18 protein-coding genes are annotated in these 15,168 nt (G+C 39.4%); 8 read left to right on the forward strand and 10 right to left on the reverse strand.

Features of this window, described 5'->3' with window-relative positions:
* Window positions 1–710: 710 nt before the first annotated feature.
* The 4 genes from WYK_RS23690 to WYK_RS03735 all read right to left on the reverse strand — a co-directional run bounded on the left by WYK_RS23690 (window position 711) and on the right by WYK_RS03735 (window position 2,329).
* Window positions 711–878: a YjcZ family sporulation protein gene (locus WYK_RS23690; RefSeq protein ID WP_081704746.1), complete on the reverse strand. Its 168-nt coding sequence runs from the start codon at window positions 876–878 to the stop codon at window positions 711–713.
* Window positions 879–1,095: 217 nt separating this feature from the next.
* Entirely contained in the window at window positions 1,096–1,239 is a 144-nt protein-coding gene (locus WYK_RS24790; protein WP_161629099.1) for a hypothetical protein, read from the reverse strand.
* A 68-nt stretch (window positions 1,240–1,307) separates the two neighbouring features.
* Window positions 1,308–1,670, reverse strand: a complete 363-nt coding sequence (locus WYK_RS03730) for a DUF1360 domain-containing protein (protein ID WP_040373260.1) — start codon at window positions 1,668–1,670, stop codon at window positions 1,308–1,310.
* A gap of 29 nt (window positions 1,671–1,699) precedes the next feature.
* On the reverse strand, window positions 1,700–2,329 hold the full coding sequence (locus WYK_RS03735) for a hypothetical protein (RefSeq protein ID WP_040373261.1): 630 nt from the start codon (window positions 2,327–2,329) through the stop codon (window positions 1,700–1,702).
* A 176-nt stretch (window positions 2,330–2,505) separates the two neighbouring features.
* On the opposite strand from WYK_RS03735, the gene WYK_RS03740 reads away from it, so the two are divergent.
* From WYK_RS03740 to WYK_RS03750, 3 genes are read left to right on the forward strand one after another with little or no spacing between them, the layout of a single operon-like run.
* Window positions 2,506–3,636, forward strand: a complete 1,131-nt coding sequence (locus WYK_RS03740; RefSeq protein ID WP_040373262.1) for a GerAB/ArcD/ProY family transporter — start codon at window positions 2,506–2,508, stop codon at window positions 3,634–3,636.
* A complete protein-coding gene (locus WYK_RS03745; RefSeq protein ID WP_235782430.1) occupies window positions 3,596–5,122 on the forward strand; it encodes a spore germination protein in 1,527 nt (508 codons plus the stop codon). Before WYK_RS03740 ends, WYK_RS03745 begins: the two co-directional genes overlap by 41 nt.
* Window positions 5,106–6,254, forward strand: coding sequence for a Ger(x)C family spore germination protein (locus WYK_RS03750; RefSeq protein WP_040373263.1), 1,149 nt, complete (start codon window positions 5,106–5,108; stop codon window positions 6,252–6,254). The genes WYK_RS03745 and WYK_RS03750 overlap by 17 nt, the downstream gene beginning before the upstream one ends.
* A 50-nt stretch (window positions 6,255–6,304) precedes the next feature.
* On the opposite strand, the gene fabI is transcribed toward WYK_RS03750, so the two are convergent.
* On the reverse strand, window positions 6,305–7,075 hold the full coding sequence (fabI, locus tag WYK_RS03755) for an enoyl-ACP reductase FabI (protein ID WP_040373264.1): 771 nt from the start codon (window positions 7,073–7,075) through the stop codon (window positions 6,305–6,307).
* A 94-nt stretch (window positions 7,076–7,169) separates the two neighbouring features.
* A complete protein-coding gene (gene mgtE / locus WYK_RS03760) occupies window positions 7,170–8,537 on the reverse strand; it encodes a magnesium transporter (RefSeq protein WP_152526398.1) in 1,368 nt (455 codons plus the stop codon).
* Window positions 8,538–8,636: 99 nt separating this feature from the next.
* Between mgtE and prpE the strand changes: the two genes are divergently transcribed.
* Window positions 8,637–9,380: a bis(5'-nucleosyl)-tetraphosphatase PrpE gene (gene prpE / locus WYK_RS03765; RefSeq protein ID WP_040373265.1), complete on the forward strand. Its 744-nt coding sequence runs from the start codon at window positions 8,637–8,639 to the stop codon at window positions 9,378–9,380.
* Between the two features lie 63 nt (window positions 9,381–9,443).
* On the opposite strand, the gene WYK_RS03770 is transcribed toward prpE, so the two are convergent.
* From WYK_RS03770 to WYK_RS03785, 4 genes are read right to left on the reverse strand one after another with little or no spacing between them, the layout of a single operon-like run.
* Window positions 9,444–10,352 carry an RluA family pseudouridine synthase gene (locus WYK_RS03770; protein WP_040373266.1) on the reverse strand — a complete coding sequence of 303 codons (909 nt, stop codon included), beginning with the start codon at window positions 10,350–10,352 and terminating at the stop codon, window positions 9,444–9,446.
* 14 nt (window positions 10,353–10,366) lie between these two features.
* Window positions 10,367–11,161, reverse strand: coding sequence for an NAD kinase (locus WYK_RS03775; protein ID WP_040373267.1), 795 nt, complete (start codon window positions 11,159–11,161; stop codon window positions 10,367–10,369).
* A gap of 22 nt (window positions 11,162–11,183) precedes the next feature.
* Entirely contained in the window at window positions 11,184–11,813 is a 630-nt protein-coding gene (locus WYK_RS03780; RefSeq protein ID WP_040373268.1) for a GTP pyrophosphokinase, read from the reverse strand.
* 36 nt (window positions 11,814–11,849) lie between these two features.
* Window positions 11,850–12,227 (reverse strand): UPF0738 family protein, encoded by a 378-nt coding sequence (locus WYK_RS03785; protein WP_040373269.1) that lies wholly within the window; start codon window positions 12,225–12,227, stop codon window positions 11,850–11,852.
* Window positions 12,228–12,422: 195 nt separating this feature from the next.
* On the opposite strand from WYK_RS03785, the gene WYK_RS03790 reads away from it, so the two are divergent.
* From WYK_RS03790 to WYK_RS03805, 4 genes are all read left to right on the forward strand, one after another.
* Window positions 12,423–13,004, forward strand: coding sequence for a CYTH domain-containing protein (locus WYK_RS03790; RefSeq protein WP_040373270.1), 582 nt, complete (start codon window positions 12,423–12,425; stop codon window positions 13,002–13,004).
* Between the two features lie 41 nt (window positions 13,005–13,045).
* Window positions 13,046–13,702, forward strand: coding sequence for a lytic transglycosylase domain-containing protein (locus WYK_RS03795; protein WP_040373271.1), 657 nt, complete (start codon window positions 13,046–13,048; stop codon window positions 13,700–13,702).
* A gap of 181 nt (window positions 13,703–13,883) precedes the next feature.
* On the forward strand, window positions 13,884–14,288 hold the full coding sequence (locus tag WYK_RS03800; protein WP_040373272.1) for a globin domain-containing protein: 405 nt from the start codon (window positions 13,884–13,886) through the stop codon (window positions 14,286–14,288).
* Window positions 14,285–15,168 (forward strand): ClpXP adapter SpxH family protein (locus tag WYK_RS03805; protein WP_051387300.1); only part of this gene is annotated, 884 nt, incomplete at its 3' end. The genes WYK_RS03800 and WYK_RS03805, both read left to right, overlap by 4 nt.

Consider the following 15,168-nt stretch of genomic DNA (forward strand, 5'->3'; position numbering starts at 1 on the left):
GAATACATCTTTCATATTGACGCCAGTCTTGTTTTCCATATTTTTAAAGAATTTATTATCCATCCTTCGCCCTCCTTCTCTGTATTCCTATTCTATGAACCCAAATCCAAAGGGTGCATAGCCAACATTAAAGGAAATTTTTGAATTTTTCCATTCATTGCTTACCTTTTTCTGTTTATTGAATATAGTGTAAAAAAACGTTTGATTAGGAGGTGCAACAATCGATTCAATAAACAATAAGACTATGAGCTCTCCCCAAGGTATTCCTGGTATAATCACAAAGGTTCTTAAGAAAGGGATCGTGATAAACAGCGAACTTAGATGGATTTACATTCCTTACACCATGATCCACTCAGTCCAATATGCTAATACTTTCTGTTTCCTGTTCTTACAGAATTCAATTGCAAAAACCTCTCACGGCGACATACAGTTTACTGCATTGACCGAATTCAATCCCGAAGATGGTTGGGATCATTCTTTTCAGTCCTCCCCTGGACGGTATTGGAAAAAGCCTACTTATGTACTGCCAGTTTTGCAGGAAGTGCCCGCCATTCCTAAGTTTGATCGTCTTGTTTTCTTAACAAGATATCAAGATCACATTCCCAGCTCTTCGATTCAGGAAGAATTACTAACTGCCAGAAATAAGAAAGTAATCATCGTATATGATTAAGTAAAAATGGAATAGGCCTGCCGCCTATTCCATTGAGTACTTAGCAGAATGATGCGCCGACAATTATTAACAAGATAAATAAAACGACGATTAATACAAACGTGCTGCTGTATCCTCCGCTGCTATACCCGCCGCCGCCATAGCCATTGCTATATCCGCCGCCATAACCACCGCCGCAAGAGTTGTTTCCTCCACATAATCCAAACATATTTTTCACCTCGCTTTATGCTTAGCTCCCTGTTAAGATATGAAATTTTTGTCGTTATGTGCAGGCTATGTCCTACTCGATGCAGCCTATTTCCTCTGCTCTTATCCCATCGGCTTGGACAAAGCAGCCATGCAGTCTTCATGTTTACACGTGGCCATGCACTTGCTATGGATAAATAAAAAAAGCTGGACTCATAATTGAGCCTAGCTTCCCAAAACTATCTTCTATATCCACCTTTATTGCACCCACAATCTTTCTTTACTTTTGAATTACTTTTCTTAACTGGTCTCGGGTACGCATAACTCGGCTGTTGCTGCTGTTGATATGGCTGTTGATACCGCTGATTCATGTTCCTATCCATTTTATACACTCCTTTTATATGGAATATATGATTAGAATATGTTTATTGCTCCTTTCTTGCTTGATACACTAGCCTAAGAGGTGAGACACGATTGTTTCAATAAGTGATCCTATTGCAGCAATCGCCAGAATAATAATAAAGAATTCTCCGACTGGGAGCTCTAGCGTATATACATAGCCTATAAAGAGACTGACCCAAATACCTGTACACCAATAACAGCTCAAGAGCTGTCCAACCCAGCCTTTAAATCCTTTCTCCTTCGGAATTAAATAAATTTCTATCTCTCCAGCTTCGTTCGTTTCTTCTATTTCATTAAAAAACGGGGCACGTAAGAAAGAGGTAATCTTATCGAAGACGATAATTCGAGTTAGTCTAAATGACGCAAGCCCGAGCATGGTAATTACCGTCCAACTGATTTCTTTCAGAAACATCCTGTACAATCCGCCCCCTTCATATGCATTTAAAGTATTTTAAAATCCGAAAGATCGACTATTTGCACATTTTGTATTGTCGAACCTGTTTTTATTTGTACGGATTCTCCTCTTTTTCCCAAAAGTTGAAACCGGACAATTCGTCCATTGATTTTTGCTTCACAAAGAGGGGTGACCCCTTTCTCTGTTTTACGCAAAAGATCTTTCACTGCTTTTCTTACTGCCTTTCTTTGAAGCTCTTCATCAGACTTTGGTTCAAGCTTTTTTATTTCATGAACACCTCCGCCATTTGCCACCGGTATATTTTCTTTTATTATCGACGTACCTTCCGGTGAGTAATGATCTGTTATTTGTTTGATAGAATCTATTTCGGCATGAATTTCATCCATTGCTTTATAGACACCAAAGTCATGCTTCATCTGCTCGAGCTGCTGTTCTTTCCTCTGTTTCTCTTCCCTATCTTCACTTTCGACCTTCACTTCGTATTCAGGAGCTGTCTCGGTTGTCTCCACTTGATCTACTTCTGTTTTCAAATCATCTATCTTAGTTTTTTTGCTTCTAAATTCCTTCTGCATATTTACTATTTCCGGCTCTAAAATATTCGGTTGAACAATATAAAGAAGCGGCTTTGAGCTGATTTTCTTTTCCTTTTCTGACATGCTGCGCCCCTCCTCATCCACATTTTTTCATGCATCCCTATGTGTCATTTATATTTTTCATTCTCGTTTTTATGACTCTCCTGTTTCTCTCCGGTTCCTCTAATGAAAAATAAGTGAAATAAATTTCCCTTTATTAGAAAAAGATAATGATAAGTAACTATATAGGGAGCTGTCTAATGAATAACCAGCCTAAAGTTTCACTCTTACAAATATCACTCCTGATTATTACGGCGATTGGTTTAAAAAATCATGTCACTGTTATTCCGCATTTATTAGGTGCTGCCAAAAGGGACAGCTGGGTGTCTGTCGGAATCGGTCTGGCTATTATTCTGTGTTGGTGTTTTTTACTCAGCTATATCCATAGAAAAACCATCAATCAAAATATCTTTCATTTTGTTGAACAACATACAGGTAAATTATTTGGGCGTTTCTTTTCCATCATCGTCAGTTTGGTATTCGTGTTACTCGCTGCAGTTACTCTTAAAGAATTTATTTCATGGACAAAAGTATCTTATCTGCCGATCACCCCAATCTTTTTATGTATCATTTTATTTACGATTCTTTGTTTTTTACTAGCCATAACCAATATACAAACCATTGTTATTCTTAATACATTTGTCCTGACAGCAGTCGTTGTTTTCGGTTTTTTTGTGGCCTTCGCCAATATCCAATACAAAGATCACACACTTTTAAAACCGATTTTAGAGCATGGCTTTAAACCAGTTATTTCAGGAACCATCTACCCTTTATCTGGTTTAATAGAACTTATTGTTCTTCTTTTCATCCAACAAAAAGTACATGGAAAAATGACCACCAAACTTTTTCTGATTAATAGTGTTATCTTAGCTGGACTCATCTTAGGACCTTTGATGGGATCGCTGACTGAATTTGGCCCTTATGAAGCAGCACGTCAAAAATACCCTGCCTTTGAACAATGGGGACTCGTATCATTAGGGAGATTTATCGAGCATCTTGATTTTCTGTCCATCTACCAATGGATTACAGGAGCCTTTATTAGGATCTCATTTTTTTTATTCTTGTCAGCTGAGCCCTTTACATTTAAAAGCAATAAGAAAAAAATCACCCTACTTGCAGGCTTTTCAGTTTTTTTAATCCTTTCTAACCTTATTCCAATGAGCGATATCACCTTTTATTCATTTATCCGGGAATTTCTTATGCCTTTTACGTTTTGGTTTTTCCTTGCCATCTCCATTTTTCTGGGCATAATTGCCGCCATAGCTAACAAGAAAAGCAGGAGGAGTCAATATGTTCAAGAAAACAAAAAAGAGACCTACAATTCCAAGTAATAAATCAAGTAAGACTTCAGATTTTTCTCCTAATGAAGGCTATCTTAGACAGTTATTTGCCGAATCAGCAGATGTATTTTTTGAATCTTATACCTTTAGAACAGCCCAACCAATAAACGTTACCATTACCGCTTGTGAAGGACTAGTTGATACAGAGTCCTTAAATCGTCTCGTCTTTGAACGGTTAGAAACTTTTTTCAATAAATTCCCAGACGTTTTACCGTCACCGGACACTATTTTGCATTCTCTTCACTTACCCATTATTAAGGAAGTTCATAATGAGGGGGATCTAATCAGCGATATTTTTTCTGGTAAAGCGATTATCCTTTTCCATGGCTATAATCAGCTTTTTTCTGTTGGCATTTCCAATCGGCCTCAGCGTACGCCTGAAGAAACGGCAACCGAAACCACTATAAAGGGGCCAAGAGATAATTTCATAGAAGATGTTATTATCAATTCTGCTTTAATTCGAAAAAGACTGCGTTCTAAATCGTTACAAAACGAACAGTTTGAAGTAGGTCGACGTTCTTTAACAAAGGTTTCACTCTTATATGTAAAGGATGCAGCAAATCCAGATATTGTGAAAGGGATTATAGAAAAAATTAAACAGATTGATGTAGATGGTATATACAGCGGTAATCAGCTGATGGAATTGATTGAAAAGCCCGCTCCTTTATTTCCCAGATATGATTATACCGGCAGACCGGATACTGCTGTTCAATCGCTATTAAAAGGAAGGATTATCCTATTAATTGATGGCATTTCCTATGCAATCATCACTCCTGCCAACTTATTTTTACTTTTAAAAACGGGAGAAGATAATGAGTATAACAGCGCTTTCGCCTCATTTGAACGGTTACTTAGAATCTTCGGTTTCTTTGTGGCCGCTCTATTGCCGGGTTTTTGGGTGGCAGTGACTACCTTTCACCAAGACCAAATCCCACTCATCTTACTAGCTACCGTTGTAGAGGCTAGACGAGGTCTCCCGCTTCCTTCCTCATTAGAGGCAATTGTGATGGTCATCATGTTTGAGATATTCCGGGAAGCTGGCATGCGCCTTCCGCCAAGCATTGGAACCACCTTAAGCGTGCTCGGCGGCCTGATTATTGGTGATGCCGCCATCCGTTCTGGACTAACAAGCCCGGCTATGCTTGTCGTCATTTCCGGCTCTATTGTCGCTACATTTACCCTTGTCAATCAGTCGTTAATTGGGGCAATAAGTGTTCTGAGGCTGCTATCTATCTTGTTTGCCTCCTTCTTAGGCTTATTCGGTTACTTCTTTTCACTTCTATTTATTTTGATTCATTTAAGCAATATGCGGACATTTGGCATTCCTTACTTGGATCTTACAGCTAATATAAACCTCAAAAATTTATTAAAGGAATGCTTCGGCTGCCTGCAAAGCAGATTAAAAGTAGGCCTTCTATGTTTGACCCCGAAGATAAAAGGCCTCAGGGGGGCGGTGAACAGTGAAAAAACCAGCTAAATACCTATCCATCATTCTTTGTACCTTGATTCTTACAGGCTGTTGGGATACAACTGAGCCCGAGCGTCTTGTTTATACGACAGGGATAGGCATAGATTATAAAGATGGTAAGATTGTCGTCTTTTTACAAATAGTGAATATGAGCGGGCTAGCCAAAACAGAAGGCGGAAGTTCAGTCCCAAACCGAGTAGACGTCGGCCGTGCTACTGGTAAAACAATTGATGAAGCAATTTTTAACTTATACCACACTTCAGATCGGCGAATATATTGGGGACATTTATCGTTTATCATTTTTTCAGAAAACGCTTTAAAACATGACTTATTACGACCCGCTACTGATTTTCTCGATCGTTACCGCGAGACGAGGTATAGAATATTTTATTACGCAACCAAAGAATCACTTAAAGACACGATGACAATTGGTCCAATAGAGAGCGTTTCAATGGCTTTCTCTAAGCTAAGTGACCCAGAGGGGAACTTTAAACAGAGTTCATTAATTCAGCCACTCGATTTAAGAGAAATCATTATTAAACTTGATGAACCAAGTCATGTAGCTGCCCTCCCCGTTATTAAAATAACGAAACAATGGTTTGGAGAAAAAGAGGCAAGAAAAAATTTGTTAATTGAGGATGTAGCGGTAGTCTCAAAAAACAAATATTATGGCATATTTCCAAAAGATAAAATTGGCGGAACCAGGCTTATATTTAAAGATTTTACTCGCGATAATATTGACCTTTTTAAAGGTACAGATAAAGTCATTACAGCGGTCGTTTATGATAAAAAAGAAAAAATCATTCCAATAGTAAAAGGCGATGAAGTCAAATTCAAGATTAAATTAAAGCTTAAAGCAAATATTGAATTAGTGAAACAATCAACCAAGATGAAAGATTTTGAGAAAGAAATTAAAAAAGTGTTAAAGAATGAAATCAAAACCAGCTATAAATATGGGGCCAGCAAAGGGGTTGATGTGTTCCATTTATCCGAGGTACTATATCGAAAGCATAATAAAACGTGGAAAAAAATCGAAAAGGACGGGCGCATTCCCTTAACGAAAGATCTAATCGAATCAATAGAGATTAACGTCACCCTTCAAAACTCAGGAAAAGATAAATTAACACCTGTTTTTGAATAAAAAAAGCTCAAGAACAGCCTACCTCTCTTGGCCTTCTTGAGCTTTTTCCTTTACCCCATAATATGATAGCCGGAATCCACATGCAGATTTTCTCCAGTTATGCCTCTAGCCATCTCACTGAAAAGGAATACAGCGGTATCGCCTACTTCTTCTGGTGTAGTTGTTCTGCGAAGCGGTGCTTCTTCTTCAATCTGATGGAGAATTGAATTAAAATCACTGACTCCTTTGGCTGACAATGTTCGTATAGGACCCGCTGAAATTGAATTCACACGAATTCCTAACGGTCCTAGATCGTTGGCCAGGTAGCGGACGCTCATTTCAAGCGATGCTTTTGCTACTCCCATAATATTATAATTAGGCAGAACGCGTTCGCCGCCAAGATAAGACATTGTAATAATACTGCCGCCTTCAGTCATAAGGTCTTTTGCTGCTTTGGCTACGGCCGTTAATGAATAAGAACTAATGTTATGTGCAAGCATGAACCCTTCACGCGTTACATTCATATACTCGCCATTGAGCTCTTCCTTATTGGCAAACGCCACGCAGTGTGCAACTCCATGAATGATCCCGACCTGTTGCTTGATAGAAGCAAAACACGCTTCAATATCTTCATCCTTTGTGACATCACATTGTAGGACGAGTGCATTGTCATCAAGTGTAGCAGCTAATTCCCGCACACTGCGCTCTGTCCGGTCCCGGCCATATGTAAAAATTACTTTAGCTCCAAATGCATGCAGGGAGCGGGCTACTCCCCAAGCAATGCTGCGTTTATTGGCTACGCCCATAACGACAAATGTCTTACCTTGTAATGAAAGAGTCATTAATTAGTCCTCCTGATTGATACGAGTTATTAGTACCTAGTAATAAAAGTATAACAAATCTTTGGAATCATGGAAAGCATCTTTCAACATGCGTCTAAAGTAAATAACTCATAAACATCGTTGCCAATCCGAAATATATTAAAATACTAATAATGTCATTAATCGTCGTAATAAACGGTCCTGAAGCTACAGCTGGATCAATATTCATTTTATGCATCACAAGCGGAATCAATGATCCTGCCAATGTTGCAATAATCAACGTAAAAAAAATGGAGATTCCAACAAGTAGACCCAACAGTAAATCGTGCTGCCAAAAGAAAATAATAACTGTAATCAAAATACCACAGATAGACCCTGTAATTAATCCAGTTCCAGCTTCACGGATAATCAGCTTCCACTTACTCTCATTCTCTAAGTCACCCGTTGCAATTCCCCTTACAGCAACTGCCAAAGCCTGTGTACCGGTGTTTCCGGCCATCCCCCCAATAAGCGGTATAAATACAGCTAGAATTGCTTTTTGACTAAGCGTTTCTTCGAATTTGCCGATTAAACTAGCAGTAAACATACCCAGGAACAACAAGATAATCAGCCATGGAAGCCTTTTACTCGCAGCAGTGAACGAATTTTTTTCCACTCTGTCTAAATCTGATACACCAGCCAGCTTTGAGTAATCATCCGAAGCTTCTTCTTCCATGACGTCCATAATATCATCAACTGTAATAATCCCTAATAGACGCTGTTCAAAATCAACTACAGGCACAGCAAGGAAATTATAATCCCGCATAGTACGTGCGACATTTTCCTGATCTTCCGTTACCGAAACAAATTGTATTCGATCTTGCATAATATCAGCAATCATTGTTTCGTCATCTGCAACGATTAAATCGCGAAGTGTCAAGACACCAACAAGCTTCGACTGATCATCAATCACATAAAGGTAATAAATCATCTCCGCTTGCGGAGCTTCTTTTTTCAGTATATACATCGCAGAACGCGCTGTTTGGTTCGCTTCAATGGCTACGAATTCAGTGGTCATAATACTGCCCGCTGTGTATTCTTCATAGCTCAGTAACTCTTTTAATTCAACGGCCGAATCATGATCCATAATGGTCAAGTAGCTTCCTGCCTGTTCCTGACCCAGCTCGTTTAAAACATCCGCTGCATCATCGGCATACATTTCTGAAAGCATATCTGCTGCATAAGCTGGAACCATTTCAGACAGCAGGTTTTCATATTCAGCTTCCTCATTTTCAATGTGTTCAAATATGGTTGCCATTTCTTCAGGTGACAGAAACAGATAAACCTTTGATCGAAGTTCCTTCTCCAGACTTGAATAAAAGAGAGCTTGATCATAAGGATGAAGCTCAATAAATTCGTCTCGGAATCCTTGTAGATTGTCTGTATATAAGGCTTCCGTCATTTTCACTCGTTGAAGGTTTTCTTCCTCCATAGGTGCTGTCATGCGTTAGCCCCCTTCCATATTAGTGATAAATTCTTTCCTTTCATGTAAAGTAGCTGCATGGTAGATAATAAGATAAAGTAAAATGTAAGGATGTGAACTATGCATATCGATATTATTGGTGACATTCACGGCTGTTATAATGAATTTACCCAATTAACGAAACAATTAGGCTACTCATGGGAAAAAGGGTATCCTATTCATCCAAACAGCAGAAAATTAGGCTTTGTCGGAGACCTCACAGACCGTGGGCCACAATCTCTTGAAGTCGTACAAACCGTATATGAGCTTGTCCAAGGTAACCATGCGTATTATTGTCCAGGTAACCATTGCAACAAGCTTTACCGTTACTTTCTTGGCAACAAAGTTCAGCAATCTCACGGTCTCGAAACAACGGTTGCGGAATATGAAAAACTGCCGATTGATCAACAGAAGAAGATTAAAAAGCAATTTCTTACTTTATATGACCAATCGCCTTTATACCATACGTTGGATAACGGTAGCTTATATATTGCCCATGCTGGTATACGAGGAGATTATATTGGTAAAACCGGAGCTAAAGTAAAAACCTTCGTTTTGTATGGAGATATTTCTGGTGCCAAGCACCCAGATGGCTCTCCCGTAAGACGTGATTGGGCACAATCCTATCATGGTGAACCATGGATTGTCTATGGACACACGCCTGTAAAAGAAGCAAGAATCGTGAACCATACCATTAATATTGATACTGGCTGTGTATTTGGAGGCAAACTGACTGCTCTGCGCTATCCAGAGTTTGAACTAGTTTCCACACCTTCCTCAATGCCTTATCTCCCTGAGAAATTCAAGACTGAATTTACAGTTTAAAAACAAAAGGCCGATTTCTTTTATTAAGAAATCAGCCTTTTTACTGCCTCATTTCAGGCTAGTTTACCTATTTAATAACTCTTGAAAATCTCCAGGTGCTGGTTCTTCGAAGGTCATTCTATCACCAGTAAGGGGATGTGTAAATTCTATCTTCGCACAATGAAGCGCTTGTCGTGGAATTAAGGTGGTCGTGCCTCCATACAAATCATCACCTGCAAGCGGATGACCAATATGAGCCATATGAACTCGAATTTGATGCGTCCGTCCTGTTAAAAGCTGGAGTTCAAGATAACTTATTATTGGTGAAGACTGAATAACCCGGTATAGCGTACAAGCATATTTACCATCTTCTCTTACCATACGGGTAATAATACTTTCTGGATTACGGCCGATTGGTGCCTCAATTCGGCCGCTCTCCTCCTCCAGCTGCCCTTCCGCAATCGCCTGGTATGTGCGGGTGATTAGCCCCGCTTTTTGCTGAGCACTCAGTAAATGATGAATATGACTGTGCTTCGCAATTAAAACAAGACCTGATGTATTTCGGTCAAGCCTCGTTACCACATGAACAGTAGAAGCGACATCTTTCGATTCGTAGTACCCCGCTAATGCATTTGCCAAACTTCCCCTGGGACGCTCTCGCGAAGGAATAGTACTTTGATAGGCAGGCTTGGCCAAGATAATAATTGATTCATCTTCATACCGAATGACAAGCGGCAGCTTCTCAGGAATCAACCCTAAGCTGATTTCCTCGAGCGGAAAAACAACCTCTACGATATCTCCTTCATGCAGTGGATAACGGACAGTCACAACCTTTCCGTTCACAGATAGTTCGCCGCCGCGATACTTAATCGAAGTCAGCCCTTTTTTGGAAATCTTATGTTCATTGAGAAAGTTTCTGAGCAGCTTGCCTTCATCCTTACTTTCTACAGTCCATGAAAGTCTAAACTGTTTCGATTCATTGTTAGTAGACACTTATTCCAATCTCCTTAGTTTGCGATAAATGAATCATGGACGCGTTTCCAGAAGGGAAAAGGCCTGAAACGAGCAAATCGAATTTTTTCTGGAGCCACCAAAAATTGAATGGATTTAACATCCTCATGAAGCAAGGACAAATGATCAATCGTAATTTGAAAATCAACATTATTAACTGGGCGCAGCAAGCATGTATGATGCGCTGGTAACACAAGGGGAGATCCAACCGTACGAAATACACGATTATTTATTGAAGCCATCTCAGAAAGCTGGATAGAATCAATGGTTGGGTGAATAATTGCACCACCAAGCGCTTTATTATACGCCGTGCTTCCTGAAGGTGTGGATACGCATAGACCATCCCCTCTAAACGTTTCAAAATGCTCTCCTCGCATCTCCACATCCATAACTAACGTTCCTTCCACACTTTTAACGGTGGATTCGTTTAAAGCCAGAAAACGGGATTCACGTCCCCCATGCTGGTAACGGACTATTACTTCAAGAAGCGGATATTCCACTACTTGAAACGGTGTTTTCGCAATCGCAATGACTAGCTTTTCGACTTCATCAGGCGTCCAATCTGCATAAAAACCTAGATGACCGGTATGAACGCCGACAAATGCCGTTTTATCCAGTCGTTTTTTATATCGGTGAAAGGCATATAACAGGGTTCCATCACCACCGATGGAGACGACGATATCCGGCTGGTCTTCATCGTATTCCAAATTAAAATCCTGAAGATAGGTACGAACCTTATGCATTAAACTATTCGATTTGGAGTCCCCTTTAGAGGTTACAGCAAATTTCATATGATCCCACCCTAGTTTTTATTTAATGATTCTGTGTGTCCTTTTTTCTAGAAAAGATTCGCTGTGCTTCTTGAATTTCAATTCGAATTTGCGACATTTCCTCATCGAGCAAATAAGCAGCCTCAGCTGCGCGCTGCAGACGATTCTGTATATCCTCTGGAAAATCTCCCCGGTATTTATAACTCAAAGAATGCTCAATAGTTGCCCAAAAATTCATCGAAAGTGTACGTATTTGAATTTCTGCGAGCAATTTCTTTTCTCCATGAATCGTTTGAACGGGGTACCGAATCACAACATGATAAGACCGATATCCGCTTACCTTTTTATGCGAAATATAGTCTCGCTCCTCGACAATTTCGAAGTCATTCCTAAGTCTGAGCAGCTCCACAACTTTTCTTATATCATCGACAAATTGACACATCATTCTTAACCCTGCGATATCCTGCATTTCTGTATCCAATTTATCGAGTGGAATGTTCTTCTGAACAGCTTTATCTAGAATACTCACGATTGGTTTTACTCGGCCAGTTACAAATTCAATCGGAGAATGGACATGATCGCGATCAAATTCTGTCCGCATCCCTTTTAATTTCACCTTTAACTCCTCAATAGCTTGCTTATAAGGAGCCAAAAAATCATTCCACTGTTCCATTTCCGCACCCCTTGACCTATTTTAATGGAATCAGCCTCATCGGCATTCAGTAAACACCTGTTCAACCTTTACTGTAAAGGCCTCACCGTAATTACTGTTTCCTTTAATATTTTCAAGCAAATCAATTAGTTCTTCAACTATCCCGTTTAATTCAAATTTCGTTTCTTCCGATGCAATGAAAACAGGATAGTTCTCCTTTATCGCAATACACAAGAAACTCCAAATTGATTCTGGGAGTGAAATATATGTATATTCGTCGTTTTCTTCTATTAAATAAATAAACGCTTGATGATCTGAATCAGCCAGCACCTGTTCTTTAGCTATATAGTTTGATCCCTCAAAGATTTCGTCTGGTTGTAGAAGCAGCTCATTGTTTCGAATAGAAGCTTCTTTTATATGTATTTTTGTTCTCATAGCCCGTATCGCCCCCCAACGTTTAACGATTATATTTTATCACATTGTTTTAGGGAATCCCAAGAATTCACCTAATTTCTCATGCTAAATTCCAGGTCTCTAACCATTACATAAAATAAGACAACAAGGCTCTTATTTGCTGAAAACGCAAAACAACGAGATAATAGATAAAATACATATGAAAGGAAGATGATTTTGAACCAGCATATTGAAATAGAATTTAAGAATCTTTTAACAAAACAGGAGTTCCGCAAACTCGTCCAGCATTTCAAAGTTAAAGAAAACAGTTTCGCCTTTCAATCCAACCATTATTGCGACACAGAAACATTTTCTTTAAAAGAAAAAAATTCTGCACTGCGCATTCGTCAAAGAAACGGCGAATATGAATTAACTTTAAAAGAGCCTGCTGATACTGGTTTATTAGAAACCACTCAGCCTATAACACGTACAGAAGCGGAAAGCTTTCTTGAAGACGGTATTTTTCCAGAAGGCGTGATCAGTCGTCTGCTTGAAAACAAGTTAAATATCCCCTCAGATTCGATTCGCTTTTTTGGTACACTTATGACCAATCGTACTGAATTCCAGTATGAAGGTGGACTCATCGTACTCGACCATAGTGCTTATATTAATACGGAGGATTATGAAATAGAATATGAAGTATCTGATGCGGTCGAAGGTAAAAAAATATTCCTGCAACTTCTAAAAAGTCTTAAGATTCCTGTACGTGAAACCGAAAATAAGGTTAAGCGCTTTTATCGTGCTAAACAAGGACAATGATGGATTCATTTCCTGTTTATAATGTCATGAGGTGAACCTTTTTGAAGATACAGGATTTTACATCCATACTAGAATTACAGGCCCTACAAGGACTGAACAGCCCAAATAAAGCTCAAAACGCTTCTACAGCCAATCTCTTTCAAGAAATGCTGTCAACCGTCCTTACCGGCGAGGAAGACGCTGACACGCAATCTAAACCTCTTGGTAATGTCCTAAGTCAAATTATAGCCGCTGTGGATTTGACAAACTCATCTTCCATGAACCAGCAATTACCTTTTTCTTCTACGGCTGCGGTTTCTTCCTTGCCTGCAGCAGGAAAAAGTACTGGCTATGACCAAATCATTAGTGATGCAGCCACATTATACCAGCTGCCCGAAAAGTTAATAAAATCTGTCATTAAACAGGAATCAAATTTTAACGCACAAGCAACTAGCTATGCAGGAGCTTCCGGACTGATGCAGCTGATGCCTGCAACCGCAAAAGGGCTTGGCGTTACTAACATTCTTGATCCAGCCGAAAACATTATGGGCGGCACTAAATACCTCAGCCAGATGATGAAACGTTATAACGGCAATACAGAACTTGCCCTGGCTGCTTATAATGCGGGACCAGGAAATGTCGATAAATATGGCGGAATTCCTCCCTTTAAAGAAACCAGTCAATATGTACAGAAGGTAATGTCCACCTACTTAAGTTAATCTATATAATTCTCCCATGCCAATTGTCGCTGCTTCTCTCGCCATTGGTCATGGGATTTTTTCTGTCCTTCGCTTGTCCTAGTACAGAATACATAATTTCATCAAGCTAGATATTTGTTATATTGCAAAGGCATTGTTAAAATAACAATACAGACTATGGAAACATAAAGGAGTAAACAGCATGGAGCAAGGAAACCCTACACCATATGAAGCCATTGGAGAAGGGCTTTTACACAAATTAATCGATGTATTTTACTCCAATGTAAGCCAACATCCGGATTTGATGCCGATATTTCCAGATGATTTTACCGAAACGATTCGTAAACAAAAACAATTTATGACGCAGTATCTTGGAGGTCCTTCTCTTTACACAGAAGAACACGGTCACCCGATGTTACGTGCTCGTCATATCCCATTTGAAATTACACCTAGACGGGCAGAGGCATGGTTGCATTGTATGAGCAAAGCCATGGATGAAGTAGGTCTTGAAGGAGATCTGCGGGAATTTTTCTTTCATCGTCTCGATTTGACCGCACAACATATGATTAATTCTTCCGAGACGGACGAGAAAGGAGTAGAAATTTGAGCGCTCAAAAACCAGTTTTCTTTGTTTCTGATTGGATTACCTCGCAGCATTCCTATGCAGGAAAAAAACCAATAGAAATTTATGTTTTTATTGATCCTTTGTGTCCAGAATGCTGGGCCATGGAACCGGTACTTAAGAAACTGCACATTGAATATGGACATTTATTCAGTATTAGGCATGTAATTAGCGGAAAACTCGCTTCACTTAATAACGGAAAAAATAAAAATTTTGAAAACATAGCTCAAGTTTGGGAAAAAACTGCAAGCCGTTCCGGCATGTCCTGTGATGGATCGATTTGGGAAGATAATCCGATTTCATCCCCTTTTGCAGCCTCTATTGCGATTAAGGCTGCCGAGCTTCAAGGAAAAAGGCTTGCAACACGTTTCCTACGTAAGCTCCAAGAATTTTTATTTGTAAATAAGCAAGATATTTCTAATATAGATGTTTTAACAGAATGCGCTCGTCAAGTTGGCCTTGATGTTACTGAATTCCTCGATGACATCCATTCAACGAGTGCCGCAAGAGGCTTTCAATGTGATTTAAAGATTACATCTGAAATGGAAGTCAGTGAGATCCCTTCCCTCGTTTTTTTTAATCAAAACATTGAAGAAGAAGGCATTAAAGTGTCTGGCGCATATCCATATAGTATCTACGTGAATATCATCGAAGAAATGCTTGGGACACTTCCAGAACCGAGTAAGCGTCCTAAGCTCGAAGAATTCATGGAGTCCTTTCAATTTGTTGCAACAAAAGAGATTGAAGTGGTTTATGATATGACTAAAAATGAAGTAGAATTTCAGATGAAGCGCCTTGCATTGAAACAAGTCGTCCAACGAATCCCAGCTAAATACGGAACCTTTTGGAAGTACATTAAAAAAGC

The organism is Peribacillus psychrosaccharolyticus ATCC 23296 (assembly GCF_000305495.1).
Taxonomy (GTDB): Bacteria; Bacillota; Bacilli; order Bacillales; family DSM-1321; genus Peribacillus; species Peribacillus psychrosaccharolyticus.